The organism is Rhizobium sp. BR 315, assembly GCF_050577975.1.
Lineage (GTDB): Bacteria > Pseudomonadota > Alphaproteobacteria > Rhizobiales > Rhizobiaceae > Rhizobium > Rhizobium miluonense.
The window spans coordinates 250,913-276,999 of sequence record NZ_JARWKZ010000001.1 but is presented as its reverse complement, the minus strand read 5'-3'; the positions used below and the strand labels follow the sequence as shown (position 1 = coordinate 276,999).

23 protein-coding genes are annotated in these 26,087 nt (G+C 61.0%); 15 read left to right on the top strand and 8 right to left on the bottom strand.

What is annotated here, in order from left to right:
- From QD409_RS01330 to QD409_RS01320, 3 genes are all read right to left on the bottom strand, one after another.
- Positions 1-2,064, bottom strand: coding sequence for a hydantoinase/oxoprolinase family protein (locus tag QD409_RS01330; protein ID WP_430761655.1), 2,064 nt, complete (start codon positions 2,062-2,064; stop codon positions 1-3).
- Complete coding sequence (locus QD409_RS01325) at positions 2,061-3,758, bottom strand: hydantoinase B/oxoprolinase family protein (RefSeq protein ID WP_092844157.1); 1,698 nt, start codon at positions 3,756-3,758, stop codon at positions 2,061-2,063. The genes QD409_RS01330 and QD409_RS01325 overlap by 4 nt, the downstream gene beginning before the upstream one ends.
- Before the next feature lie 93 nt (positions 3,759-3,851).
- A complete protein-coding gene (locus QD409_RS01320) occupies positions 3,852-6,452 on the bottom strand; it encodes a LuxR C-terminal-related transcriptional regulator (protein ID WP_245297911.1) in 2,601 nt (866 codons plus the stop codon).
- Between the two features lie 448 nt (positions 6,453-6,900).
- On the opposite strand from QD409_RS01320, the gene QD409_RS01315 reads away from it, so the two are divergent.
- From QD409_RS01315 to QD409_RS01305, 3 genes are all read left to right on the top strand, one after another.
- Positions 6,901-8,178 carry a DUF882 domain-containing protein gene (locus tag QD409_RS01315; RefSeq protein WP_430761654.1) on the top strand — a complete coding sequence of 426 codons (1,278 nt, stop codon included), beginning with the start codon at positions 6,901-6,903 and terminating at the stop codon, positions 8,176-8,178.
- 321 nt (positions 8,179-8,499) lie between these two features.
- Complete coding sequence (locus QD409_RS01310; protein WP_167667868.1) at positions 8,500-8,874, top strand: hypothetical protein; 375 nt, start codon at positions 8,500-8,502, stop codon at positions 8,872-8,874.
- Entirely contained in the window at positions 8,799-8,969 is a 171-nt protein-coding gene (locus tag QD409_RS01305) for an ATP-binding protein (RefSeq protein ID WP_092844161.1), read from the top strand. Before QD409_RS01310 ends, QD409_RS01305 begins: the two co-directional genes overlap by 76 nt.
- Positions 8,970-9,103: 134 nt before the next feature.
- Here the strand turns inward: QD409_RS01305 and QD409_RS01300 are convergent, their stop codons facing one another.
- From QD409_RS01300 to QD409_RS01285, 4 genes are all read right to left on the bottom strand, one after another.
- The gene (locus QD409_RS01300) at positions 9,104-10,663 is read right to left on the bottom strand and encodes a D-aminopeptidase (RefSeq protein ID WP_092844163.1); all 1,560 of its coding nucleotides are present in this window, start codon (positions 10,661-10,663) and stop codon (positions 9,104-9,106) included.
- Positions 10,664-10,666: 3 nt separating this feature from the next.
- Positions 10,667-11,182, bottom strand: a complete 516-nt coding sequence (locus QD409_RS01295) for a L,D-transpeptidase family protein (RefSeq protein WP_430761653.1) — start codon at positions 11,180-11,182, stop codon at positions 10,667-10,669.
- Between the two features lie 472 nt (positions 11,183-11,654).
- On the bottom strand, positions 11,655-12,764 hold the full coding sequence (locus QD409_RS01290) for an HPP family protein (protein ID WP_092844266.1): 1,110 nt from the start codon (positions 12,762-12,764) through the stop codon (positions 11,655-11,657).
- Positions 12,765-12,813: 49 nt separating this feature from the next.
- The gene (locus tag QD409_RS01285) at positions 12,814-13,719 is read right to left on the bottom strand and encodes a LysR family transcriptional regulator (protein WP_092844167.1); all 906 of its coding nucleotides are present in this window, start codon (positions 13,717-13,719) and stop codon (positions 12,814-12,816) included.
- A 114-nt stretch (positions 13,720-13,833) separates the two neighbouring features.
- On the opposite strand from QD409_RS01285, the gene QD409_RS01280 reads away from it, so the two are divergent.
- On the top strand, positions 13,834-14,025 hold the full coding sequence (locus QD409_RS01280; RefSeq protein ID WP_430761652.1) for a hypothetical protein: 192 nt from the start codon (positions 13,834-13,836) through the stop codon (positions 14,023-14,025).
- Between the two features lie 356 nt (positions 14,026-14,381).
- Entirely contained in the window at positions 14,382-14,552 is a 171-nt protein-coding gene (locus tag QD409_RS01275) for a hypothetical protein (protein ID WP_159432140.1), read from the top strand.
- A gap of 51 nt (positions 14,553-14,603) precedes the next feature.
- Here the strand turns inward: QD409_RS01275 and QD409_RS01270 are convergent, their stop codons facing one another.
- Complete coding sequence (locus tag QD409_RS01270; RefSeq protein ID WP_139115021.1) at positions 14,604-14,819, bottom strand: hypothetical protein; 216 nt, start codon at positions 14,817-14,819, stop codon at positions 14,604-14,606.
- 372 nt (positions 14,820-15,191) lie between these two features.
- Between QD409_RS01270 and QD409_RS01265 the strand changes: the two genes are divergently transcribed.
- The 10 genes from QD409_RS01265 to QD409_RS01220 all read left to right on the top strand — a co-directional run bounded on the left by QD409_RS01265 (position 15,192) and on the right by QD409_RS01220 (position 26,027).
- Positions 15,192-15,629 carry an SH3 domain-containing protein gene (locus QD409_RS01265; protein WP_092844171.1) on the top strand — a complete coding sequence of 146 codons (438 nt, stop codon included), beginning with the start codon at positions 15,192-15,194 and terminating at the stop codon, positions 15,627-15,629.
- 254 nt (positions 15,630-15,883) lie between these two features.
- Positions 15,884-17,278, top strand: coding sequence for a TolC family protein (locus tag QD409_RS01260; RefSeq protein ID WP_430761651.1), 1,395 nt, complete (start codon positions 15,884-15,886; stop codon positions 17,276-17,278).
- Between the two features lie 2 nt (positions 17,279-17,280).
- Positions 17,281-18,417 (top strand): FtsX-like permease family protein, encoded by a 1,137-nt coding sequence (locus QD409_RS01255; RefSeq protein ID WP_092844175.1) that lies wholly within the window; start codon positions 17,281-17,283, stop codon positions 18,415-18,417.
- 4 nt (positions 18,418-18,421) lie between these two features.
- Positions 18,422-19,150, top strand: a complete 729-nt coding sequence (locus tag QD409_RS01250) for an ABC transporter ATP-binding protein (RefSeq protein WP_092844177.1) — start codon at positions 18,422-18,424, stop codon at positions 19,148-19,150.
- A complete protein-coding gene (locus QD409_RS01245) occupies positions 19,143-20,075 on the top strand; it encodes an efflux RND transporter periplasmic adaptor subunit (protein ID WP_245297913.1) in 933 nt (310 codons plus the stop codon). Before QD409_RS01250 ends, QD409_RS01245 begins: the two co-directional genes overlap by 8 nt.
- 559 nt (positions 20,076-20,634) lie before the next feature.
- On the top strand, positions 20,635-21,402 hold the full coding sequence (locus tag QD409_RS01240) for a FadR/GntR family transcriptional regulator (protein WP_430761650.1): 768 nt from the start codon (positions 20,635-20,637) through the stop codon (positions 21,400-21,402).
- The gene (locus tag QD409_RS01235) at positions 21,399-23,126 is read left to right on the top strand and encodes an IlvD/Edd family dehydratase (RefSeq protein WP_430761649.1); all 1,728 of its coding nucleotides are present in this window, start codon (positions 21,399-21,401) and stop codon (positions 23,124-23,126) included. Before QD409_RS01240 ends, QD409_RS01235 begins: the two co-directional genes overlap by 4 nt.
- A gap of 12 nt (positions 23,127-23,138) precedes the next feature.
- Complete coding sequence (locus QD409_RS01230) at positions 23,139-23,918, top strand: SDR family NAD(P)-dependent oxidoreductase (protein WP_430761648.1); 780 nt, start codon at positions 23,139-23,141, stop codon at positions 23,916-23,918.
- Positions 23,919-23,950: 32 nt separating this feature from the next.
- Complete coding sequence (gene araD1 / locus QD409_RS01225; RefSeq protein ID WP_430761873.1) at positions 23,951-24,949, top strand: AraD1 family protein; 999 nt, start codon at positions 23,951-23,953, stop codon at positions 24,947-24,949.
- A 52-nt stretch (positions 24,950-25,001) separates the two neighbouring features.
- Positions 25,002-26,027 carry an ABC transporter substrate-binding protein gene (locus QD409_RS01220; RefSeq protein ID WP_092844189.1) on the top strand — a complete coding sequence of 342 codons (1,026 nt, stop codon included), beginning with the start codon at positions 25,002-25,004 and terminating at the stop codon, positions 26,025-26,027.
- Positions 26,028-26,087 lie beyond the last annotated feature (60 nt).

Sequence of the window (26,087 nt, the reverse complement as noted above, 5' to 3'; positions counted from 1 at the left end):
TCAGACGCTTCTCCCGTCGCGTTCGCGGATGAGCAGCAAGCCCTCCTCGCTCACTTCAAGCACCTGCCCGGCAACCACCAGCGACGTTGCGGTCGCCTCCTCGATGATAACAGGGCCGGCGATCTTCTCCGAAGACGGCAGCCGCGCGCGCTCGTAGACGGGGCAGGACACCCAACCGGTCGTCCCCCCGAAATAGACTTCTCGATGCCCTTTGAAAGCCGTGTCCAGCGATCGGCCGGCATCATCGAGTTTCGGGATGGCGATGACCGGGCCGTGAAGCACAGCCTCCAAGTGGATCATCGTGATCTCGACCGGCGAATTGGGCAGGCAGAACGTATAGGCACGTTCATGGGCAGCGTGGAAGCGTTCTGCAAAGCTTTCGGCGTTGTCCTCCATGTCGAAGAGGGCGAAGACGCCGTGCTCCTGTCCGCGATAACGCGCTTCGACGCGGCAGACATAGCGAACCTCCGCCGCATCGCCCTTGGCGAAATAGGTAACTGCCTCCCGTTTCAATTCGTCGAAACGACGCTTGAGATTGCTGATGGCCTCCGGTTCGAGAGGAGAGAACCAGGTGCCGCGAAAATCGGCGCGGGGTTCAGCCGCCAGCATGCCCCAGGCCGAAAAGATGCCGGGATGCGGCGGTACGACCGTCATCTTCACGCCGAGATCGCGTCCGAGACGAGCGGCAAGCGCCGGCCCCGCACCGCCGGAAATGACGAAGGCGGCATCGCGCGGATCGTGTCCGCGCTGCACGGTCACGAGCTTCAGCGCATTGATCATCGAGGCATGGGCGATCTCGACGATGGCGAGCGCCGCATCCTCGACCGATAGCCCGAGCGGCTTGGCAACCGTCGTAATGGCCGCTGCCGCCTTGTCCTTGTCGAGCTGCATCTGGCCGCCGGCAAAGCTTGCGGGATCGAAAATACCGAGCGTCAGCAAGGCGTCTGAGAGCGTCGGCTTGTCGCCGCCGCGTCCGTAGCAGGCCGGCCCAGGCGTCGAGCCAGCACTTTCCGGCCCCACCCGAAGCGCGCCGCGCTCATCGATGTGGGCAATGGAACCGCCGCCCGCACCAATTTCGACGATGTCGACCACTGGCACCTGGACGGGATAGCCTGGGACGATACGGGTATGCTCGAGCTTGTACTCGCTGTCCAGCGTCGGACGGCTGTCATGGATCAGAGAGCATTTTGCCGTCGTGCCGCCGACATCGAGCGAAAGCACTTCCGACTGACCGAGCACGGCGCCGATGCGCGCAGCACCCGCAACGCCGCCGGCCGGGCCGGATTCGACCAATGTCAGCGGACTCATCTGCGCCTGATCGAAAGTCGAAATGCCGCCGTTGGATTGCATCGCGTAATAGGGGCAAGTGAGATCGCGCTCCGTCAAAGCGCGTTCGAGCCGCGCGAAGTAGCGCTTGATGATCGGCTGCACGTAAGCGTTGAGCACGGCGGTATTGGAGCGCTCATATTCGCGCCACTGGCGGGAGACCTCGTGGCTGGCGCAGATCGTTACATCGGGAAGAGCCTCGGCAAGCGCCCTGGCGCAGGTAATCTCATGATGGGGATTGACGTAGCTGTGGAGAAAGATGACGGCCACGGCCTCGACGTTGCGCGCCCGGCATTCGCGGATGATCGGCTCGATGTCGCTAAGTTCGATCGGCGTCAGAACCCGCCCCTTGGCATCCATGCGCTCGCGCACCTCGAAGCGAAGGCTGCGCGGCACGAAGGGCTCCGGGCTTCTGAATTGGAGATTATAGAGATCGGGACGATTGCCGCGGCCGATTTCCAGCACGTCGCGAAAGCCGGCCGTTGTGACGAGCGCCGTCTTGACACCCTTGCGCTCGGTAATCGCGTTGATCACGGTCGTTCCGCCATGCGCGAAGAAGATGACGTCGCGCGTGGAAAGCCCATCCTTCCGTTCGGCAAGGTCGATAGCGGAAAGCACGCCTTCGGACTGGTCTTGAACGGTCGTCAGGCTTTTGGCGGTGAAAATCTCGCCGGTCCGCTCGTCGTAGCCGACGAGGTCGGTGAAAGTGCCGCCCACATCCGTCGCCAGCCTGATCATCCCGTCATCCTCTCGTCAAATCCATACAGCTCCCGCGCCGCCTCCTTCGACACGTAACCATCTTCGATATCGCGGCGGACATGCTCGGCCTCGCGGGAGCGCGCCTCGCCCCAGCCGCCGCCGCCGCCAGTTATGATGCGCACGAGATCGCCGCGCTTAAGCGCAATATGCGGCTCCCGGCCAAAATTCCTGACCTCACCGGCAGGATCTTCCACCTGCAGCAGGTTGGCAGAGCCGGAAGTGCCTCCCTCGATCCCCCAGGGAGCTGTTTCGGTCCGCCCGAAGCTGCAATAGGCCGATGACCCGTCCTCGAGAAGCTCATAATCGCGGATGACGCCGAAACCGCCGCGACGGCGACCCGCGCCCGATCCGCCCTCGATGTTGAGCGCATAACGGCGTACCATCAGAGGGAACCGCGCCTCGATGACCTCGACGGAATAATTGTAGGTGTCACCATCGGTCAGTGCGATCAAGGCATTCGCGCCATCGGCGTCCTTGCTTGCGCCCCAGCCGCCATGTTGCGGCTCGATGTGGATGAAGGGCTGGCCGGCAGCATCCTTGCCCGAGATATAAACGACGCAGAGGCTCGTGTAAGAGCCTGCGGAGAACCGCTCCGGCATCAGCTTCGCAAGCGCTTTCCAGACAAGCTCGGAGGCGTGGACGGAGCCCTCATAGTACCAACCCGTCGGAGACGGCTTTTCGGCGGTAAAGACGGACCCTTGCGGCGCGATGACGATGAGCGGCCGAAACCAGCCTTCGTTGGAAGGCGCCTGCGGCGCCACCAATGCCTTGAATATGGTGCGCACAGCCGATTGCAGCGCACCCGCTGCACAATTGATCGGCCCCGCAACCGCTGGCGGGCAGCCGGTGAAGTCGGCAGTCAGCCGATCCCCCGCGATCGTAATGGCCACTCTCACCTCGATCGGGTCGGTGGTCACGCCGTCGCCGTCGATGATGTCTTGCGCTTCATAGATCCCGTCCGGCAAGGCGGCGATGGCAGCACGCGCCTGCCTCTCGCTGGTCGCAAGCAGGTGATCGAAGGCGGCCTCGACGGTGTCCACGCTATATTTCCGCGAGAGCTCGGCCATCCGTCGAGCCGCAACCCGAACCGTTGCCACCTGGGCCGTGAGATCGCCGATGGCGATGTCAGGCAGACGAACATTCTCGCGGATAATGCGTAGGACTTCGCCCGAGAAGCGGTCGTTGCGCACCACCTTGATCCCTGGCAGCCGCAATCCCTCCTGAAAAACCGAGGTGGCATCGGGCGCGAGCGAGCCGGGAACCGAGCCGCCGACATCGAGATAGTGCGCGACATTGATGGCATAGGCCAGAATCCGGCCATCGAAGAAGATCGGCTTGACGATGGCGAAGTCGCAGGCATGCGTGCCGCCGGAATAGGGATCGTTCGTCAGAAGGATGTCGCCGTCTTCGAGGTCGTCACCATAGAGCGCGATCAGCGATTTGACCTGCGTGCCGAAGGTGCCGGTGAACAAGGTGATGCCGTTCATCTGCGCCACCAGCTCTCCCTCACGCGTCAGGAGACCGCAGGCGAAATCCAGCACCTCATAGATCACGGGGCTCATCGAGGTCCGGGCCATGACCACGCCCATCTCGTCGACGGTGGCGGCGAGCTTGCCCTCTATTATCTCCTGAGTCACCGGATCGACGATGATCACGAATCTGCCCCTCGTCATCTGTTCGCACCAAAGCAGACTAGGCGTTTTTTCAGGCCCCGATAGCCTTCACAATGGGTGGGTGAATAAACAGACCCTACCCGTTCGGGTAGGTTAGCGATTGAGCATGCCCTTTTGCCGGGCTGCCGTCACCGCCGCCGTCCGTGTCGAAACATTGAGCTTGGTAAAGATGTTTCGCAGATGGAACTTGATGGTGTTGTCTGAAAGCGAGAGCGTTCGACCGATTTCCTTGTTGGAAAGCCCGGCGCTCAGCAATTCCATGACCATGCGCTCGCGTCCGGTAAAAAGAGACAGGTCATCGCTGCCGGCAGGCTGTTGCGCCGAGCCGGCGCTGCCAAGCAGGGGTTGGAGGCGTTTGCGGGTAACGCTGGCGATGGCCGGATGGTTGGCGAGTGTGCGAAGTTCGTCGAGCCCTGCTGCGTGATCGAGATGAAACAGGGCGCGATAGTCGCTGAGCGGCATCGAAACAGCGAGATCGGAAAGGCGGGCCGCAGCCTGATCATCGCGGCCCTCGGCGATCAAGATCCGCATTTCGATGAGAGCAAGCTCAATCCTGCGCGGGATATGCGGGAGTTGTGCCTGACGCGTGGTCAGCTGATCAAAAACCTCGCGCGCCTTTGGAATTTCGCCGAGCGCCAGATAGGCACGGGTCCAGAAAATAGCCGGCGTCGCACCGCGCAGATGAATGGACAGCATATTGGCGCGGTCGGATCCGATCGCCTGCGTGCCGAAACCGCTGGCCTCGGCATGGCGGATCGCCTGATCGAGATCTCCCGACGCCATCAGAAGCATGGCCCGTTCTCGATCGATCAGCCGGGTAAGCCGATCGAAACCGCGCCGCCGGGCCACCGCGCGGATGCGGTCCATCGCTATGTGAGCGGCGACGGGATCCTCTCCCATCCGCAAAATCCGCTGCTCGGCCATGAAGCCGGCGGCGAGAAGATCAAACCAGGTATCGTGGCGCTCAAGATGCGGCAGCGCCCAGCCGAGCATCCCGGCCGCCGCCTCCGTCTCACCACGCATCGAGAGAATTTCCGCCTTCAACACCTGACCGACGGCATCCAGATCGCTACCCGGGGCGATATTGGCCTGAGCCTCGCTGATCAGCTCGTCATAGGCCGTCAGCGCGCTTGCGCAATCGCCGGAAAAAAAGAAAGCCTGACCGATATGAGTGTAGAGGTGCATCGCGCCGAAATCGGCGCCGCCATCGCGAAAGGCACGCAAGGCGAGATGGCCATAATGCAATGCCCGATCAAGCTCGCTGCGGATCAGGAAATTATAGGAGAGCATGTTGAGCGCCAGCGCCCGGTGGATGAGTTCCATACCGTCGGGCTGCTGCAGATCGTTCTCCAATGCGGAAAGATCGGCCGCACTTGCCCAATGATCGGTGTAGAGGGCCAGAAGGATGCGCACCACACGCAAGTCTTTTGCCAGGATTTCGTCACCGGCGGCAGCGCGCTCTGCTATGACCAGATAATGATTGGCGGCGGCAAGCTGCGCGGCTTTGGCATTGAAGATCGAAAGCCCTAGGGTAGCCAGCGGAAAGCGGCTGAGGTCGATTTCCGAGGCACGCCCGCTCAATGCCTGGAAGAGCGTCGTACCGCCGCGCGTGGTAGCATAGACGCGCCGCCAGCCTCCGGCTGTTTCGACGATGCGCGCTGCCAGATCGGCGTCACCCGCCGAAAGCGCATGCTGAACTGCCCGGTCGATATCACCCCGAGCCTCGAACCATCGCGCTGCCCGGTTCAGGGCGCGTTTGGCGTCGACGCCGCGCCGGCTGGCGGTCTGCTTGAGGAACTCGTTGAAGACCGGATGATAGCGCATCCAGTTGCCGGGTCCGGCAAGCAGCGTGACTGGAAGAGCATAATCGTTGAGGCGCTCGATCAGGCCTGCATTCCCGCTGTCTTCGAGAACAGCCTCGATAAGCGAGTGGTTGAACGCAGGCAGTGCAGCGGTCTCGGTCAAAAACTGACGAATCTCCTCGGGCAGATGTTCAAACACCTGCTCTGAAAGATAGGCGCCCATGTCCGCGCCGCCGCCATCGAAGGAGGCCAGAATGGCGTCGCTTTCCTCCGATTCCGATACAAGCAGGCTCACCATCTGCAACGCGACGGCCCAGCCCTCGGTCCGGCGGTTGAAAGCGCCTACCTGCTCCTCGGTCAGATGCGTTCCCTTGCCGGTGAACAATTCGCAGGCTTCGGCATCGGAAAAGCCGAGCTCGGCGACGCCAAACTGCTTGAACTCGCCGCGAAGGCGCAATGCCGACAACGGAAATCGCGGCGGGCTACGGCTCACGAGCACCAGTTTGACATGCTCGAGGGTAGGATCTGCAAGGATCTTCGCCATCAGCGCTTCGATCGCATCCGTCTGAGCGAAATGATAGTCGTCAAGGAAGAAGGCGAAGGGGCCTGGAATCTTGCGCAGTCGTGTTGCGAGCACGGAGAGAAGCGCGCCAGCCGGCAGGTTGCCGGCATCGCCGCCATCCTCATCCAGAAGCGTCTGCAGCGCATCGATAAGCGCAAGCAGAAATGTTTCCTGGTTCGTATGCTCCGCATCGAGCGATACCCAGCACAGGTTGACCCCGTCTTCCTTCAGCAACTCATACCATTGGACGGCAAGGGAGGTTTTGCCATAACCCGCGGGCGCGACGATCGTCGTCAAACGGCGCAGCCCGGCGCGCCGGAGCTGCCGCAACAGGTCGCTTCGTCTAATGGTTTGCTGCCCGCTGGACGGGGGAGCAAATCGATTCTGTCCGCTCATGACGCGGGATGATGCTGTCTTGGCAGGCAGTTGGCAACCCAAGAGAAAACGTTTGCAAAGCTCCTAAATCGTTATTTTTTTATGTCTCTCATCATGTTGTCGGCGACATGCCCTAGACACGCTCGCAGAGGCGATCGCAACGTCTTCACCGGATCCTTAACGAGAGGAAGGCCGGCGCAAGATTGCCGCGCGGAACCGGCACGCAAGCCGCCCAGGCTGCCCCGCTTTGGGCCATAAACGGTCCGTTAGGAATTTATTGACCATAATGCGAGGTATATCGATGCCGCGGACGCGGCGCCTCTGATCTCTGTGTCTATTAGCAAGGGCGAAAGTCGTATCTGTGCATCAAGCGATCCTTTCCATTCCGGCGGCAACCCTCGCCATGAGTTTCTCGTTCGTCGCTTGCCGGCTGGCTATGATCGCGATGCTGATGGTTTGCGCATTTGCCGGCTCCGCAGCGGCCGAGGACCGGGCGCTCAAGCTCTTTTTTACGCATACCGGCGAGAGAGCGACCATCGTCTTCAAGCGTAACGGCCAATATGATGCGCGCGGCCTCGCCCAGATCAACCGCTTCCTGCGCGACTGGCGAAAGAACGAGCCGACCAGGATCGATCCGAGTCTGCTCGACCTGGTCTGGGAAGTCTATGGCCGCAGTGGTGCCAGGGAGCCAATTCACGTCGTCTCCGCCTATCGCTCGCCGTCCACCAACGGCATGTTGCGCAATCGCTCGCGCAGCTCCGGCGTCGCAAAACACAGCCAGCACACGCTTGGCAAGGCGATGGATTTCTATATTCCGGGCGTAAAACTCGCGACTCTGCGAGGGATCGCCATGCAGATGCAGATCGGCGGGGTCGGCTTCTATCCCAACTCCGGATCTCCCTTCGTCCATTTGGACGTCGGCCGTGTCCGCGCCTGGCCCAGAATGTCGCGTCAGGAGCTTGCAAGGCTGTTCCCAAGCGGACGAACCCTTCACATGCCGACTGACGGCCGACCGCTTCCCGGCTATGAGCTGGCGCTTGCGCAGTCGAAGAGGCGTCCGAAGGGGATCGTGGCCGTTGCGGACGATGATGACGACGATGCCGGATCACCGGCGCCGTCTCAGGTCGCAAACTCGAGCGCAAGCCTTCTGACGAGCATGTTGCCGATACCGCAAAGCCGGGCCGCGAACGTGCTGGAGCTTCAGCTCGGCAAGCGAGTTGCCGAGGAAGACAAGGTACAACCCTTCACCGACCTGACATCCTATGCTGTCCCGCTCCCGGCATCGCGACCGATGAGCATTGCAGTGATCCCCATGGCGGCGCCTGAAAGGCCGGCTCGCACAGTCCTTGCAAGCCTGGTGGTCGGGCGGAACGATGCTGGCAACCTGCTCGTTGCAGAGAACTCGAAGAATTCGATCGGCAATGCCATGGAGAAGATGCAGCCCGTGGCAGCCCTGCCCGCCTCCGCTGCTCAGGACGTGTCCGGCGGCGTCGGCGCCATGTCCACTGGAGCGCTTGTCGCCTGGGCTTTGCAGCCTCCGGGCATCGCGATCGACATGAAGCTCCCGGGCATGATCGGCGCTCCTATTCCTGTGGAACAGGACGCGGCCAATATTCAGAGCCGCGCCGTTAGAGTGGACGACGACGATTTCGATATCGAAAGGTTCGGCTTCGAAGGCTGAAAGATGGCGGCGTCCCACGACGCCACCGAGGTCACTTCGCGAGACTGCTGCTCATCCGCACTCGAATCGCTCAGGCGTCGCCAATTCGTCGCGGAAAAGCGCATCCTCGGGGATTTTCGGCGGTGCACCTTCACCTTTGATCTCGTCCAGGCAACAGCCGCGCTCGCCCGGGTGGGGCCAGTCGGCATGTGTAATGCCGACGTAATCTTCCGACTCTAGAGCCTGCACTCCAAACTGGATTGCTCCATGCTCCTTCGTCGCTCCCTCCCCGTTCTATTTGCCATCGGTGCTTTGGCGCTCATGGGGTGGGTTTTCGTCGTCATGAAGGATTATGTCGGCCGGCCGGCTCATGCGGCGATGCTGCATTTTGCAGCGCCGATCGGCATGCTCGACCTCAAACACGGCCGGCGCATCCAGCAATGGCACCGGGTTTCCGGCAATGTTGTGCAGCCTTCACAAAGCAACAAGGTTGTGCGGGATAGAGAGGCTGCCAATACCGAAACGGCACCATCGGGAGGCTATATCAAGCGGGCAAAAATGCTCCTATTCCTTATACGCACTCGCCATTGGCGAACTTTGGCTTATGACCAGACTCCACAAACCACGCCTGGAACAAGAACGTGTTCGAGCCTTTCTACCGCCTGCATCCGTATTCCCGCGGCGCCGGTCTCGGGCTCAATCTCGCGCGCCAGATAGCGCAGCTGCATGGCGGCAGCATTGCGATCCTGAACGGCCCATGGAAGGGAGCTCGCGTGCGCATTCAGCTTCCCTTGTATCGCCGAGCGGCATGAGCCGACGCCAACACGGCGATCGAATATTATCTTGAGCAGTTTGGAACCATGACGGAAAAAGGGTAGTGTTCGCGCATCCGGGTCCTATGCCGGCTACGCGAACCAAGCTGCGGGCTGCTTTACGCCAGGCGGCCTTAGACCCGTCGGTAGTCGATGTTGCGGGCAAGCCAGCAACCGAGCCTCAAGTTGGACACCTTGCCGGAGGAATCGCGCCGGATTTGCACGGTCCAGTCTCCCGGCGGGGCGGCATCCATCGAGCGGCGGGTTGTGATCACCCAAAGATCATCCGCCAGCGGATACATGCGCTCCACCGGCCCCTTGCCCAGCATACCCTCGAAACCGACATAGGTGGCGCCATCACGGGCTTCGATTTCAAGCCGCGCACCGATCTCTTCTGAACGGTACAATCCGGCAATCCCGGCACCATCAGCCCATTCGACCGGCGAGACAGGCTTTGCAACGACACGGAGATTCTCGCCCGGCCGCTCCATGAGCAACCTTCCCTCTTCCCGCCGCAGCACTATGTCGCGCGCACGCGCGGTTCCGTCCGGCGCAGGCGTGCACAGGCCAGGGGCGGTAGCGTAGAGCAGCCGCACGCCCTCCTTCTGGTCTTCCGTGCGCAGATAAAGCCCCTGCGTCTCATCCAGCCAGAGACCCGTCCAGCCTTCGGCCGGAACGGTATCGTCGCCGACGCGGCAACCAAAGGCAGCCTCCATCAGCGACCAGGCCGCCCGCATGGCGCTGGCCTCGTGATTGAAGATCACCACGATCGACAGCCGCTCGGAGGCAATATGCATCCTGTAGGAACAGAAGCCGCGCAAGGCGCCGCCATGGGCGGTGATATCATAACCGCCGATCCGGTCACGGCGTATTCCATAGCCATAGGGAGCGGGCTTGCCATCGGCAAAGCTGACGGGAACGCTGATGCGATTGTAAAGGCTCGCTGGATCGTCGCGCGTGGCGTCGATATGGCGCTCCCATGCCAGCATATCGTCAAGCGAGGCGGAGATGCCGGCATCGCCAAACCAGAAGATGCCGCTCTTGGCGGGCAGGAAGCCCACCGTGTCATTGCCCTCATAGCCTATGACGCCATCCAGCGTCTGGCGCGTATCGGAAGCAAGCACCGCACCGGTCATTGCCGCGGGGCCGAAGATACGTTTGCGCAGCAATTCGCCGAAATCGCGGCCGCTGGCGCGACGGATCAGCTCTGCCAGCAGGCGGAAGTTGCCGTTGCTATAGGAATAGTTCGCGCCCGGCGCAAAATGTCCGGATTTTGCCTGCGACAGCAGGCGCAGGCCGTCTTCCTCGGTGAAGAGAGCTTCGGGCACTGCACCTTGCAGCACGGTCAAAGCCCAATAATCGCGTAGGCCGGACTGGTTGTGACAGAGATCGGCCACCCGCGGCAGCGGGCCTTTGAAATTCGGCAGGAGTTCCGGCAGCAGCGGATCGAGTGCTTCCGGACTGCCGAACATGTCCAGCAGCAACGCGCAGGTCATATGCTTCGAAATCGAGCAGATCGGCAGGCGGCTCGCCGCAGTCATCGGTAGGCGCCGCTCCATGTCGGCAAAACCCCAGGCACGGCGGGCGATCACCTCGCCATCCTTCACCACGCCCACCACTCCGGCCGGACCGCGATAGCGATCCGGCAGCACGTTCAGCGCCTGCTCCAGCGCCGCATGATCAATTCCACTCATGATTCAACCCTGAAAGCAGAGCCGCGTGCCGGGCTCGGCCATAGCCAGAAATTCCTGCAGGTGCTCAAGCGTCAGCGCGGCGCAGCCTGCAGTCGGACCGTAGCCCTTGCTGGCGACGTGCAGAAAGATGGCGCTCCCGCCCCCCGGCACTACCGGATCATCGTTTTGACCAAGCACCACGACGATGTCGTAGAGATCGTCCTTGCGCCACATCTCTTCGTGGCCTGCGGCAAAGGGCAAGCGCACCGGGCGATTGTAGTCGGGATGATCGGCCGCATCGCACCAGCCGTCCTGCGGGTCTATAACAGCGGTTTCGAATACCGAGACGGGAGCAGCCTTCAGCTTGTCGGCGCGATAGAGCACCCGGCGGATCGGCCAGCAGCCGATGGGGCTCACGCCATCGCCCTCGGTCTTCTCGGCGCGGATGCCGCTGCGTCCCACCGCCGCGCGCCAGACCTTGTCGCCATAGCTCGCCTGCCAGCCTTCGCCGGCACGTTTCACGATCAGATCCAAAGCCATCTCCTTCAAGTCGCCAGCGGAAAATAACAGGCGACCATCCGGCCATCCCGCTGCTGTGGGGCAGGGTCTTCTACCCGACAAATATCCTTGGCAAAAGGACAACATGTATGAAACCGACAACCGAAGGCAGGTTTATCGGGCTTGGAATTTCGCGCTTCAGCACCGGCCTATCGGTAGGTCCGGCCTATTTCATTCGAACGGCCCTCTTCGTGCAGAAAGCCAAAACCAATAAGGGCCGAAGCGAAAACCCAAGCCTTTACCTGGCTAATTATTCTGAGCAGCTCGGTTATTCAAAGCGCCGCCGACGATGGCACCAAGCGCCAAGGCGGCTGCGGGATAGCAGAGGCCGTTACGGCGACATTGGCCACCGGTGCACGTCTCATCAAGGCGGCCGATCCGCTCGAATGAGCCGGGCACCTTCACTCTATCCCGATCTATCTTGCCAGAAACGGCTCAGGCCCGGCGACCGGTCTCAAGCAACATCAGCATTCTTGGTCGGCAGAAGCCGCGCCATGGCACTCAATAGATCCGTCTGCGATATCAAGCCGAGCACTCGCCAATCGGCATCGACGACGATGACGGCATGCGTGCGGCCATCGGTCAGGACAGGTAGCAGCGAGAGCGCGGGATCGCCCGCATTTGCTATGGCGGGTTCAGAGAGTGTCCGCTCGATGCTGCCGATGCCTTCCGACAGCTCGCGCAGCCCGACCGTCCCGATCAGTCGGCCTTCCCTGTCTTTCACCGGCAGGGTGCGAATATTATGCTTCAGAAGAAGATACCGGGCATGATCGGGATCGGCATCCTCGCTGATGGCAATGACATCGCGCGACATGATGTCGGCGCAGCGGATATCCCCATGCGATCGCACGGTGGCCTGCAGTTCGACCTGCCGCAGAAGGCGGCTGAGGTCTGCACGGTCGATATCGAAGGTTTCGTCAAACACTTCCAAAGCGGAATCGACGTCCTCCTCGCGAAAGCCCACCCTCAAAGGCGGCGGCAAGTCGCGAGTCTGATGGGTATTCTCGACCGGCTTTGCGACATGCGGATAATTGCGCCTTGAAAGTTTGTGGAACACCAGCCCCAGGCCAACGAGTATGCAGGAATTGAGCGCAACCGGCACAAACGGGAACAGGAACCCCCAGCTCGCAACAACCGGACCTCCGAGAACGGCCGTCAGGGCCGCAGCTCCGCCCGGCGGATGAAGGCATCGCGTGAACGACATCGCGCCGATCGCCATCGAAACGCCGACGCCGATCGCGATGATCGGATCGTGAACGAGATAGGCGGCGATGATGCCCATCAAGGCGGAAATCGTATTGCCCCCAATGATCGACCAGGGTTGGGCAAGCGGACTTGCAGGAACCGCGAAAAGCAGCACCGCGGACGCCCCCATTGGCGCAACGATGAACGGCAGATACGGCCCCTGCCCGAAGAAATAGCCGCTGATGGCGCCGGTCAGGCCGATGCCGATCAAGGCGCCGAGACAAGCCATCAATCGTTCGCGTAGGGTCGCGCCGGCAAGGATCGGGGAAAACAAGCGGAGCCGGCTGAATCCCGCTTTATGGGGGTCTGGATGCTGCATGATGAAACCAGTTTTGAGGGGCATTGTCGTAAGGAAGGATGGATGTCGGCTAATGCGTCGCCAGGCGCAAATCCCTGCCTTTGACGATGCCGAGCACTTCGCGAAACGCGTTGAACGCGCTCGGCCGATCCCTTTTACGGTAGACGAGGATCGTATCGACGACGGCAAGCTGATGGGTAGGCGAGGTCATCGGCCAATGCATGAGATCGAGAACCGACTTGGGCATGACACCGGCCGCGTTGCCGGTCGCCACACTTGCGAGGATAGCGTGATAGGAGCCAAGCTCGGTCGTCTGCAAAACGCTCGACTTGCGCGCCCAGCTTTCGGCGATCCTTCGATAGGTGCATCCGGGCTCCAGGGCGGCAATCGATCCGACCCGCAAGTCGGCAGCCGTTCGGACCGCCGGATGGCCGGATGGCAGCACGAGCAATAGATCCTCGACAAACACCGGCTCGGCCTCGAGCCGCTGTAGTTCGTCATCAAAACCGGCGTCTTCATCCAGCATCGCTTCAGGTGGCCGGGCGATCAGCGCGCAATCCAAGGCGTCGCGCAGAACATCGCGGGCAAGATCGCGGGATGCGCCAAGGGTTAGCTGCAGCGACACATCCGGCCACATCTGATTGAATTGGCTGAGCGCTGCAGGCAACCGGCTTGCCGCCGTGCTCTCCATCGTTCCCAGACGCAATGTGCCTGTTGGGCGCCGTGGCCGCACCGCCTGGCGCGCTTCGAGCGCTAGTGCCGCAAGCCGATTAGCATAGGTGAGAAACGTTTCACCTTCTTTCGTCAGCGTCATCTTCTTTCCATCGCGGCTGAAGAGCAAGACGCCAAGATAGTTCTCCAGCTGCTGGATCCGCGTCGTCACATTCGACGGCACGCGCCCGATCGTCTTTGCAGCCTTCGTCACGCTGCGGTCGCTGGCAACAGCGAGGAATATTTCGATTGATGAAAGGTCCAATGAAAGGATCTCGATTCAAGAATTAAGATGACTTATCATTCCCTATATAAAAATCATTATCGCAGCTCAAGCATGTTTCGACACCGGGCTGGGGCGCATACGCGGACAAAGCGAATGGCAAGATCCGATCGACCTCAAACGGGAGCAGAAACCCGCGAATACGCTTCCCCTGCCTGCGTGCTGCATGAGGTCGATCCGACCTGCACCGGCATCTCAAGCAAAGCCGGCCGCAAGCTTCGCGATCGCGACAAGAATGATTGCGCATCCGAAACCATAGAGCGCGAGGGCCGATCCATCATTGATTAGGGCATTTCCGGCGGGTTTGCAGTAGCTGCGCCCGCTTCTTTGCCCCGCGAAACGACTTAGCGACGCGTGCTCTCGATATTCATCCTCTTCCTCCACGAAACCTCCACATATTATCGATCAGGCCGCAACACTTAGGGTGTCTTATCGACCCTAGCGCCTCGACCGCAATCTTTTGGACGAGCGCTCAGATATGAGACGGCGGGAGCCCTGAACGAACAACCTCCTGCCTCGCATCCAACGGGATACCTCGATGCCCATAGAGAGCATGGACCAAGGTTCTGCGGCTCGTTCCTTGCCGCCGCTGCTTCGCCGATGGGAACCCGAAGGCCTCCCAAATAAGCGGAAGGGACACCCCAATGTTCAAGTTGCTGATGCTCGCGCTACTGGCTGCGATGCTGCTGACCGCGCTGCTGCTGCTCGGCGCGATGGCGGCGCTGACCGGAAGCTGGGTTCGACTCGCGGTCCCGGTTATCATTCTGGTTGCAACCGTAGTCGCCGTAGGGTTCGCGCTAAGCGAACAGCCGTGAACGACGTCTCTCTGAAAAGCGAGGACGCCCGATTGCGGAGGCACATGATGTTCAGCTATGAGTATAGTGGAAGATGATGTTCCGGAAGGTTTTCGATGCCCGAATGCACCCGAAATCGGCCACCTCAAGCGGCCATATATCGCTCATGACGATGAATTCTGCGCAGTTCATCGGCAGATCGGGAGCTTCTGGCATGATGTCGGAATCGCGGCAGGACGGACTGTGGCGCGGAAATTCTGTGGATCGTTCTTTCTTGGTCGTTTCCACCGGAGGTCGCCAGTTTGCAAGAAAACCTGCGGCCGCAATGCCCGGCCGCGCCGGGCTCTTCTGTCGCCGACTGAACTTGTCTCCGTTCCCTCAACCGGCGGCAACGGTCATGAAGCTGTTCAACTTCACGGGTCGTGCGCAAAGTCTCCACGAAATCCACACAAACAAGGGTTATGCAACCGGCCGTAGGGGGTCGCCATATTGTTTCGGGCCTCGCCGGAGCCTGACGATTTGCAAAGACAGTTCTTTCACCATAACCGAAGCAATCGCGATCTTTGCAGCGGATCGGCCGGAACGCAGGCGCCAGCGTCATGGCGCAGCGCATGTGAAGGCAATTGATCTTTGATCGGTCGAGAAGGACATCGCCCAGACATGAAAGTCGAATCCGGAATTCAACGGGCACTTTTTGCGGCCGCGCTGGCGACGGCCTCCCTCGCATTCGTCCATTCGGCTGCCGCAGGATATGTGCGCACCAACGTCGTTCTTCGGTCGGGACCAAATGCTCACGTTCCGGCGGTGGGAATGGTGCTGGCCGGCTCGCGCGTCCATCTTTACGGATGCGAGAAAGACTATAGGTGGTGCGACGTCAGCGTAGCGGGCCGACGGGGCTGGATGTCTTCCCGCTATGTCAACGTTGCGTATCACGATGAAACAGTATTGCTTCCGACCTATATCCGCATGATGCAAGGGCCGAACATCGCGGTTGTGCCTTTCAACATTGATTCCTACTGGTCCAGCAATTATTCAGATTTATACTTCTATAATGAGATCGGCACCTGGCGCAATGTCGACTGGGGTCACGATGAATAGCATCGAAGATCTACGCCGATTCTTCTCCTGCTTTTCCGGGCAGGACCGCAGCCGTTGAACGTATGGAGCCAGGCAGTGGTGCGAAGACAACAACCTGCCCATGTTCGCGCCGACGGCTGCGAGATGGATTGCTTAGTGATGACGTTATGAAGAATGAAGCAAATAGTATCGAGTACCGCTCGCGCAGAACAGATCACACAAGCAGAGTCGACAGGCCAGGCATCGGGCGAAAGTCTTGCCGGGTTCTTCTGTCCATGGCGGGCTTGGTCTTGGCATTGTCAGCCTGCCAGTCGTCAGATCTCGCGCTGCAGGTAACGCCGCCACCGCTGCCCAATGCCTATGATGGAGCGCCTTATAAGACCTCCACAGCCAGGTCGAACACCTCGGCCTGGTGGGAAGGCTTCCATGACAAGACACTGTCCTCACTTGTTTCCCGCGCCGAGAGCATGAATCTGACGGTCGCCATGGCACATCAGAGCCTGACGTCGGCCAGAGCCCTGGCGAATTCCGCGATGTCGGCCTATCAGCTGGACGCGTCTGTCTCCGGGATGGCCAACGCCGCGACCGGCTCGCGAATTAAGGACGACTTTACCCGCCGGCCTGTTCAGCTCAATCTGGACGCGAGTTGGGAAATCCCGCTCTTCGGCCAGGACAAGCAAGCGCAAAAGATGGCCGACCTCAGCGTAGCAATGGCGACGGAAGATGTTGCCGCGGCCAAAGTCGCCGTGACGGCGGAGATTGCCAGCAACTATGTCCACCTGCGCGCACTTCAGAAGCGCCGCTTCGACACGGCAGAGCTGGTTGGTCTTCTGGAGAACAACACAAAGATCGCCGGCGTGAAGGAACAAGCGGGGCTCGCGACTTCGATCGAAAACGAGCCCATGCGAGCAGGCCTCGATACCGCCAAATCCACGCTGCTGCTTCTGGATAGTGAGGTCGCCAGCACGCGTCAGCAGATCGCCACGCTCTTGGGAAGCTCCACTCCGGATCCTGCCCTTTTCAGGTACGAACCACAGCCGATCGCGGTCGCAGGCATGGCGGAAGGCAAGCCGGCCGATCTCCTGCGCGCGCGGCCCGACGTGTTGCGAGCCGAATACGCGGTGGGGCAAACCGCTGCGCAAGTCGGCATCGCCAAGGCCGATCTCTATCCGAAGCTGCGACTGAACGGCACCATTGGGATCGGGACCCCGGTATCGAATTCTATCCTGGGAGCCTTCGCTGGTCCCTCCGTGCAATTGCCCATTTTCGACTACGGTCGGCGCAAGGACGCTGTCGCGGCCCGCGAAGCCGAGTTCCGCCAGTCGGTGCTCATTTACAAACAGGCCGTGCTCGTTGCCTATGAAGAAGCCTCTCGCGCCCTGCATGAGGTCAACGCCGCGCGAGCACGTACGGCCATTTTGCGGGCGCGGTTGCAGCGCGTCTCAAAACTCAAAGCCAGCACCGACGTCCTCGTTCGGGAGGGACTTGCAGAAAAATCGAAATCGATCACTGGAGCCATCGATCTTCTGGAGCTGCGCTCGTCCTTGACCGAGAGCATCGAAAACGAGGCCCGCGCCACGATCGCCTTCTATAAGGCGACGCGTGGCGTGCAGCCCGTCGCCACTGTCGACGATGTGAAGCGTCCCACCAAGGCGGAAGGGCGCAAGTAACCATGGCAGTTGCGATCGCACGCAAGACGCTTCTCTACGAATGGCGCCGGTTTCTGCCGGCTGTCGCGGCAGTGGCGTTTTCCGGACTGTTGATGACAGCTCAAGGAGCGCTGCTGCTCGGCATCGTCAGCGCGAACTCGCTCTATGTCACCCAGTCGAATGCGAGCTACTGGCTCGGCTTTCCCGGCACGCAAAGCGTCGAACTGGGGCGCACCGTTCCGGCCAGCGTGCTGACGAACCTTTATGCGGAGCCTGCTATCTCGCATGTCGAGCCGTTTCTTCTGGGCTCGGGAGATTGGCGTGGCATTCATGGCGGCGGTGGCATCAGCGTCACAGTCGTCGGCATCGACGCACAATCCGACAGCATAGGGCTGGCACGGGTGGTTCCGCCGAACCTGCGTGCTCGGCTCCGCGAGCCGGCAGCAGTTGTCGTCGACTCGGCCGATAGCGACAAGCTTTCGATCGGAGCTGGCGATCTTGCCGAAGTGAACGGCCATACCGTGCATGTCATCGGCTTCATCGATGGTCTGCGTGGTCTGGGAGGGGTCAATGTCGTGGGCTCGCTCGACACGGCGCGCATCCTCGACCAGACACTGCCCGCCGACGGCGGCGCCACCTATTTCCTGTTTAATATCGGCAAGGAAAGCGAACAGTCGCGCGTTTTGAGCCACTTGAACAAGCGCGCCCCGATCGAGCGTTTCGAGATCTGGCCTGCAAAGGAACTCGCGGATATGTCGACCAGCTACATGCTGTTTGATTCCGGCGCCGGCATCGCATTCGTGTTTGCGACGCTGATTGCGGCCACCATCGGCGCGCTCATTACCAGCCAGACCTTGATGGCCGCCGTTGCCGGAACGATCCCGCAATATGCGACGCTTCGCGCCCTGGGCGTGCCGTTTAGCGGACTGAGGAAAATCGTCATAGAGCAAGCCGCCTGGGTTGGATTTTCGGGGCTGGTCATCAACGGGGTGCTGAGCGTCGCCATTGGCGTCATCGCCATGATCTACAAGGTTCCCTTCGAACTTGACGGCGCGGTGTTAGTGTCGGCATCGTTGGTCGTACTTGTCGTGGCCATCTTGGCATGCCTTCTGGCCATACACCGGCTTCGCCAGGCCGATCCTGCAACCTTGTTGAGGTGATATCATGCTTCCCGCTATATCAGCCTCGAACCTATACAAGTCGTTCACCGTGCAGGGCATGCGCACGAACGCGCTCATCGACGTTTCTGTCGACATTTTCAGCGGTGAGTTCACCGTGCTCAGCGGCCCCTCGGGATGCGGAAAAAGCACGCTTCTGGCGATGCTCGGCGGCATGACGGAACCGGATAGCGGCCGCATTCGGGCTGGAAACACCGACCTGTCGTCCTCGACCGACAATGAACGAGATGCGTTTCGTCTCCAGAACTGCGGCTTCATCTTCCAGGGCTTCAACCTGTTTCCTGCCCTTTCGGCTCTCGAGCAGGTGCAAGTGCCGCTCGATTATCTGAACGTGCCGGAGGAGGACGCCCGGCTCAAAGCGCGCGATGCGCTGCAACGCGTCGGTCTGCTCGAGCGGCAGCACCTGCGGCCCTCGCATCTGTCGGGTGGCGAAAAACAGCGCGTCGCGATTGCCAGAGCGATCGTCAAAGACCCGGCGATCCTGTTTGCCGACGAACCGACGAGCGCTCTGGATAGCAGCAATGGCTTTAGGATCGTCGAGATCCTGCGTGAGACGGCGAGGCAATTGGGAACGGCGGTGCTGTGCGTTTCCCACGACGCGCGTCTCTTTTCAAAGGCAGACCGTGTCCTCAAGATGGAGGACGGACGGCTGCTGTCTGACCTGCGGCCCGTTTCCGGGCGCGGCATCGATACACGAGAGGACTGGCATGGATAGGCTGAAGCGTTCCCACCGCGTTTTCGCGACCGCATTATTGGGCACGTCCGTGACCCTGTGCGTCCTATGGCTGACCGTCGGCATGCCAAGGGCCGGCGAAAATCCCGACACCGTCGAGGCGCAATCGCCGACACCTGCGATCGCGGCTGCCGCACGCGGCACGGTCGACGTCGAAGGCGGGCTGTATCGAATAACTGCCATGCGCGATGGGGTCGTTGCCTCGGTTGAAGCCCCGGAAGGCGCCTATGTCCGCAAGGGCGACGTTCTCGCCGTCCTCGACGGCCGGCAGGAGGAATCCGCCGTCCGTATCGCCGAGGCGGAGCTGTCCCAGGCAGAAGACCGATACAAGCTCCTTCAGCTCAAGTCGAAGAACCTGGCGAAAACGCTTGAAAGAATGCAGCGGGCCGCTGCCGGCAAAGCTGTTTCCGATCAGGCGCTCAGCGATGCTCAAGACGCTTATGAGACGCAGGCGATCGAAACCAATTCCGCATCATCGATGGTGTCGGTTGCGCGTGAACGCCTCGAAATCGCCAAGCGCGAGGTGACCCAGCGGTCGATCAAGGCGCCCGCCGACGGCGTTGTCGTACGCCAGGCCGTCAAGGCAGGCGAAGCCGTTTCTGTCCAGGCAATGACCGAGATGTTCGTCCTGCTGCCCGATGGACCGAAGATCGTGCGTGCAGATATTCCCGAGGAATATCTTAACCTTGTCGGCCCCGGAATGGCCGTCGAAATCGCCGCCGAAGGACGAACGACCCAATCCGTTCCCGGCAAGATCACGCGAATTTCCAAGGTGCTGTCGCGTCCGAAATCGGCGGAGAATTCCGGCGAGCGAAACGATGTCAGGGCAGCGAACTGCATCATCACCATCGCGCGTGACACGCCATTGGCGATCGGGCAGCGCGTCGTTGTCCGGGTGCTTAAGTAAGGCCGCCAAATGCCGCCGCAACGGCCATCCCTGGCCGGAGCCTCGAGCGGCAGTTCAGAATGGACGAGCGCTGAAACCCCTTTGGCAAGAGAGCCTCGGGAATGGCATTTTCGCGCTGTTGCAAATTGCGACGATCCACTCCGGATCCTTACCGACAGTTTTATGAGCCGACTGCCATTTGGTTCGAGTGAGCGACAATCATCTCCACCTGCGGCGCCATAGGCTGCCGCTCATAGAGATGAATTCCCCTTCCATGCTTCGTCCAAACTCCTGCGACTGATATCGCAGGGACGCGCTGCAGCGATCCGGCACCGAAAGCCCGGAACCGTTCTGGAAACGCCGTGTCAGCCGACGGCAAAGGACGCGGGCGCTCGGTAACAAGCCACCGATCCCGCCTTCTGCACCACTGGCTCTCATCCCTTCACATCTAATCTGACCATCCCCTCGGGTAGATCCCGCCGGTTGCAATTCGCGATCGATTCCTCCTTGACAACGGAAAGCTTCGCAATAATGTAATAGTATGAATAATAGCATTAATCAAAAGAGACCAGTCGTCGCATTGAGGCTCCCCTCGCCGACATCCGTTGGCTTTCAAAACCTCAACAGCAGCATGCATGCCGCTGCCGTTGAGCAGATCGGAAGCTGGATCCTGCAGGGGCGCCTACTCCCCGGCGAGCCGCTTCCCAATGCCGATGGCTCTAAGGATACGCTCGGGATCAGCCGATCCGTGCTCCGCGAGGCAATCAAGGTTCTGGCGGGCAAGGGGCTCGTCGAATCCCGCCCGAAGACCGGCACGCGCGTTCGTCCGCGATCGGAATGGAATTTCCTCGACCCGGACGTGCTATCCTGGCGCTATTCCGGCGCGGTGAACCACGAAGACGTCAAGGCATTGTTCGAGCTGCGTCGGGCCATCGAGCCGATGTCGGCGGCATTGGCAGCGCAGCGCGCAACACCCGAACAGCTCGCTGAACTCAACGACGCGCTTGCCGAAATGGAAGCTTTTGGCGACGACGGTGAGCGGTTTGCCGAACCCGATCTGATCTTCCATCAGACGATCCTGCGAATGACCGGTAACGAGCTGATTGGCTCGCTCGCCGCCCTCATCCAAACCGCTCTGGTGATGAGCTTTCGCCTCTCGAACGACAATCCGACCGGACAACGTCCCTCGCTGCCTTTGCATCGCGAGGTTGCCGAAAGGATCGCGGCAAGGGATGGGCAGGGCGCCCAACAGGCGCTGCTGGTCCTCCTCGATCATGCCGAAGACGATGTCAGGCGCGCCGTCGAAAGCCGCAATCTGCGCCGCAAATCACAGGAACCGAAGACATGAGCCAGCCCAAGCGCAAGTTGCGCTCTTCCGCATGGTTCGGCGGGGACGGAAAAAACGCCTTCATGCATCGCAGCTGGATGAAGAACCAGGGGCTGCCCGACCATGTTTTCGACGGTCGGCCTGTCATCGGCATCTGTAATACATGGTCGGAGCTTACCCCCTGCAATGCGCATCTGCGCGGCATAGCGGAGCATGTGAAGCGCGGCGTCTACGAGGCCGGCGGCTTTCCGCTGGAATTCCCCGTCATGTCGCTCGGCGAAAGCAATATGCGCCCGACAGCGATGCTCTTTCGCAACCTGGCCAGCATGGATGTCGAGGAATCGATCCGCAGCAACCCGATCGACGGCGTTATCCTTCTTGCCGGCTGCGACAAGACCACGCCGGCATTGCTAATGGGCGCCGCATCAACCAATCTCCCGTCGATCGTCGTATCCGGCGGCCCGATGCTGAACGGAAAGTTCCGCGGCCAGGACATAGGCTCCGGCACGCATGTGTGGAAATTCGCTGAAGACGTCAAAGCCGGCCGGATGGCCGTGAGCGACTTCCTATCCGCGGAACAGGGTCAGAGCCGCTCCGCCGGAAGCTGCATGACGATGGGCACCGCCTCCACCATGGCCAGCATGGTTGAAGCACTCGGGATCGGCTTGCCCGACAATGCCGCCATCCCTGCCGTCGATGCGCGCCGCGGCGTCCTCGCTCATATGGCCGGTCGGCGTATCGTCGAACTCGTCAATCAGGACATCAAGATCTCGGATATCCTTACGAAGACCGCTTTCGAGAACGCGATCCGGGTCAATGGCGCAATCGGCGGCTCCACCAACGCCGTCCTCCATCTGATCGCCATTGCCCGGCGCGTCGGCGTTGAGCTTAACCTCGAGGACTGGGATCGGCTCGGACGCGGTGTGCCGACGATCGTCGACCTGATGCCGTCGGGGCGCTTCCTGATGGAAGACTTCTATTATGCCGGCGGCCTTTCAACCGTGATGGCCGCGCTTGATGAGGCCGGCCTTCTGCATCGCGACGCAGTGACGGTGAGCGGCAGGACGATAGGCGACATCATCGAGAATGCACCGAACTACAACGAAGAGGTCATTCGGCCGCTCGGCAATCCGCTCACCAAGGAAGGCGGGATCGCTGTGCTGCGCGGCAATCTTGCGCCGAGCGGCGCCGTCATCAAGCCATCGGCCGCGACGCCGGATCTGATGCAGCATCGCGGCAAGGCGGTCGTCTTCGAGAACATCGAGCACTATTACGAGCGCGTCGACGATCCCGAACTCGATATCGATGCAGATTCAGTGATGGTGTTGAAGAATTGCGGTCCGCGCGGTTATCCGGGCATGGCCGAGGTCGGCAACATGCCGCTGCCTGCGAAGCTCTTGATGCAAGGCGTCTCCGACATGGTGCGCATTTCCGATGCCCGCATGAGCGGCACTGCCTATGGCACCGTCGTTCTCCATGTCGCGCCGGAAGCCGCCGCAGGCGGCGCTCTGGCCCTGGTGCGAGACGGTGACATCATCGAACTCGACGTTGCCGGCCGCCGGCTGGAGCTGATGGTATCGGATGCGGAACTGGCCAGGAGACGGGCAGAATGGCAGCCGCCGGAACCGCCGCAAGGGGGCTATCAAAGCCTCTATGTCGAGCGTGTCACCCAAGCCGATGCCGGTTGCGATTTCGATTTTCTCGTGGGGCGCCGCGATGCCGGCATTCCCCGCCACTCTCACTAGGCGGTTTTTACAATGAGTAGCCAGCAAAATAATTTCGCGATTTATCCGAGCCTCAAGGGACGAAGTGTCTTCATCACCGGTGGCGGCAGCGGCATCGGCGAGAGCCTCGTCCGGCACTTCTGCGCCCAGGGCAGCCGTGTCGCTTTCGTCGACATCGCCGAGGAGCCTTCCCGGCAGCTCGTTGCAGCCATAGCTGAGGAGGGCGCCGAACCGCCGCTTTTCATTCCCTGCGATCTCCGCGACATCGACGCGCTGCGCGCTGCGCTCGAAGCGGCCGCGGCCAGAAACGGGCCGATTCAGGTTCTCTGCAACAATGCCGGCAGTGACGATCGCCATCAGACCGAGGATGTGACGGTTGCCTACTGGGACGACCGGATGGCCGTCAACCTTCGTCATCAGTTCTTCGCCGCCCAGGCCGCGAGACCCTACATGAAGGCGCTGGGCGGAGGCTCCATTATCAATTTCGGCTCGATCACCTGGATGGTCGGCGACCCCGACTGTCCCGCCTATGTCACGAGCAAGGCGGCGGTCTACGGCATGACGCGGGCGCTCGCCCGCGAGCTCGGGCCTGAGCGCATCCGTGTCAATTGCATGGTCCCCGGCTGGGTGATGACCGAGCGGCAGATGCGTCTCTGGCTCACGCCCGCCGGCGAAAAGCAGATCGAGGAGCGCCAATGTCTGCCGGACCGGCTTCAGCCCTCCGACATCGCTCGCATGGCGCTTTTCCTCGCAGCCGATGACAGCGCCATGTGCACAAGCCAGCAGTTCATCGTCGACGGAGGCTGGGTATGACAAATCAACTTACGACAGGGAAAGGTGCAGTCATGCGTCTCGTTCAATTCAAAACGCCTGAGGGCGAGCGCAAGGTCGGCCGCGTCTCGACCGATGGCAATCACCTTCATCCGCTCAAGGACACGCGTTCCGTCCGCGAACTTGCCGAAGCGGCAATCGAGCGCCGTGTTCCGATCGCCACGCTGGTCGAAGAGCGCGCTACGGCGGAATTGGTGGATTACGATCGCCTGCATCGCGAAAACCTGGTGCTGGCACCGCTCGATCACGAGGAACCCAGCCGTTTCCTTGTGACCGGCACGGGCCTCACTCATACCGGCAGCGCCAATGCGCGCGACAAGATGCACGTCCTCACCCATGGCGAAGGCGCAGCAGAGTCCGACTCGCTGAAGATCTTCCGTATGGGTCTCGAAGGTGGGAAACCGGCCGGTGGTCCGCCGGGCGTGCAGCCGGAATGGTTCTTCAAGGGCGTCGGCACCTGCGTCGTCGCGCCGGGCGCGGCCTTGCCGATGCCTGCCTTCGCCCTTGCCGGCGCCGAAGAGGCCGAAATCGTCGGTCTCTATGTCGTCGGGCCGGATGGTAGCCCCTTCCGCATCGGCTATGCGCTCGGAAACGAATATTCGGATCATGTCACCGAAGCCGAAAACTACCTCTACCTCGCCCATTCCAAACTGCGCTCGTGCTCGATCGGACCGGAGCTTCTGGTCGGCGATCTGCCCGACGAGGTGCGCGGCCTTTCGCGCATCCGCCGCAACGGAGAGGTGATCTGGGAAGAGGAATTCCTCTCAGGCGAGACGCATATGTCTCACTCGATCGCCAACCTCGAACACTATCACTTCCGCTACCCCATGCACCGCAGGCCGGGAGACCTGCATGCCTATTTCTTCGGTGCGGCGGTGATGAGCTATGCCTTCGGCGTCCTGACCGGCCCGGGGGATGAATACGAAATCGAAGCGGACGTATTCGGCAAGCCGCTGCGCAATCGGGTGGAACTGACGCCCGACGAAGGGCTGGTGACCGTCACGCAGCTATAGCCGAAACCTGCGCCGATCGCATTGACAACCAACAACAATAAAGGGAACGGAAATGGGATTGAAAAAACTTCTGACAGCCATGGCAACCGCCGGCTTCATGGTGTCGATGATGGCATCATCGGCATTGGCTGAAAACCTTCGCGTGCTGGCCTGGGACGGCTATGCCGACAAGGACTGGGTCAAGGAATTCACCGCATCGACGGGCATTGGCGTCGATGTGGTCTTCATCGGCAGCGATGACGAGGCCTGGGCGAAGATCAAGGGCAGCGAAGGCAAGGACTTCGACGTCTTTGCGGTCAACACCGCCCAGTTGCAGCGATACATAGCCGCCGATCTCGTCACGCCCATCGATACCGCCAACCTGCCGAACCAGAAGGACGTGCTGCCGCGCTTCCGCGATCTGACCGCGATCCGCGGCGACACCAAGGACGGCAAGGTCTACGGCATTCCTTTCTGCTTCGATTCGATCGGCCTCATCTACGATACCGACAAGGTCAAGCCGGCACCGACCTCCATGTCGGCTCTCTGGGATCCGGCCTATCGCGGCAAGGTGCTCGCCTACGACAATGGCGAACACAACGTGTCCTTCACCGCACTGACCCTCGGCTACAAGGATCCCTTCCATTTGAGCGATGACCAGATCGCCTCCGTGAAAGCCAAACTGATCGACTTCAAGCACAATGTGCTGAGCTTCTATACGACGGCCGATGAAGCCCAGCAGATCTACAAGAATAACGATGTCGCCCTCATCTGGGCCAATTACGGCCAGCAGCAGCTGAAGGCACTCAAGGATGCGGGCGCCCACGTCGCCTATATCAATCCAAGCGAAGGTGCGCTTGCCTGGCTCGACAACTGGGTGATCTCCAAGGGCGTGCATGACAAGGCGGCCGCGGAGAAATGGATCAACTTCATGATCTCCAAGACCGTGAGCTCGCAGCTCTCCGAACGGACCGGCTTCGGCAATACAGTCACGGAAACCGCCAGCGCCCATGGCGCCGACAAGCTGATCTGGCTCGACAATGTCGAAGATCCGTTGAAGCGTTCGGATCTCTGGAACGAAATCAAGGCCACGCCTTGATCCCTATGTCGGATTTGCTTCAAAGCGGCGGTCCGATCGCTTTCGGACCGCTTCCGAACC

Excerpts from the sequence above, each read along its gene's own strand:
- QD409_RS01330 (WP_430761655.1), bottom strand. The coding sequence starts at position 2,064 with ATGATCAGGCTGGCGACGGATGTGGGCGGCACTTTCACCGACCTCGTC.
- QD409_RS01325 (WP_092844157.1), bottom strand. The coding sequence starts at position 3,758 with ATGACGAGGGGCAGATTCGTGATCATCGTCGATCCGGTGACTCAGGAG.
- QD409_RS01315 (WP_430761654.1), top strand. The coding sequence starts at position 6,901 with ATGAGTTTCTCGTTCGTCGCTTGCCGGCTGGCTATGATCGCGATGCTG.
- QD409_RS01310 (WP_167667868.1), top strand. The coding sequence starts at position 8,500 with ATGAAGGATTATGTCGGCCGGCCGGCTCATGCGGCGATGCTGCATTTT.
- QD409_RS01300 (WP_092844163.1), bottom strand. The coding sequence starts at position 10,663 with ATGAGTGGAATTGATCATGCGGCGCTGGAGCAGGCGCTGAACGTGCTG.
- QD409_RS01295 (WP_430761653.1), bottom strand. The coding sequence starts at position 11,182 with ATGGCTTTGGATCTGATCGTGAAACGTGCCGGCGAAGGCTGGCAGGCG.
- QD409_RS01290 (WP_092844266.1), bottom strand. The coding sequence starts at position 12,764 with ATGCAGCATCCAGACCCCCATAAAGCGGGATTCAGCCGGCTCCGCTTG.
- QD409_RS01280 (WP_430761652.1), top strand. The coding sequence starts at position 13,834 with ATGGCAAGATCCGATCGACCTCAAACGGGAGCAGAAACCCGCGAATAC.
- QD409_RS01275 (WP_159432140.1), top strand. The coding sequence starts at position 14,382 with ATGTTCAAGTTGCTGATGCTCGCGCTACTGGCTGCGATGCTGCTGACC.
- QD409_RS01265 (WP_092844171.1), top strand. The coding sequence starts at position 15,192 with ATGAAAGTCGAATCCGGAATTCAACGGGCACTTTTTGCGGCCGCGCTG.
- QD409_RS01260 (WP_430761651.1), top strand. The coding sequence starts at position 15,884 with ATGGCGGGCTTGGTCTTGGCATTGTCAGCCTGCCAGTCGTCAGATCTC.
- QD409_RS01255 (WP_092844175.1), top strand. The coding sequence starts at position 17,281 with ATGGCAGTTGCGATCGCACGCAAGACGCTTCTCTACGAATGGCGCCGG.
- QD409_RS01250 (WP_092844177.1), top strand. The coding sequence starts at position 18,422 with ATGCTTCCCGCTATATCAGCCTCGAACCTATACAAGTCGTTCACCGTG.
- QD409_RS01245 (WP_245297913.1), top strand. The coding sequence starts at position 19,143 with ATGGATAGGCTGAAGCGTTCCCACCGCGTTTTCGCGACCGCATTATTG.
- QD409_RS01235 (WP_430761649.1), top strand. The coding sequence starts at position 21,399 with ATGAGCCAGCCCAAGCGCAAGTTGCGCTCTTCCGCATGGTTCGGCGGG.
- QD409_RS01230 (WP_430761648.1), top strand. The coding sequence starts at position 23,139 with ATGAGTAGCCAGCAAAATAATTTCGCGATTTATCCGAGCCTCAAGGGA.
- araD1 (WP_430761873.1), top strand. The coding sequence starts at position 23,951 with ATGCGTCTCGTTCAATTCAAAACGCCTGAGGGCGAGCGCAAGGTCGGC.
- QD409_RS01220 (WP_092844189.1), top strand. The coding sequence starts at position 25,002 with ATGGGATTGAAAAAACTTCTGACAGCCATGGCAACCGCCGGCTTCATG.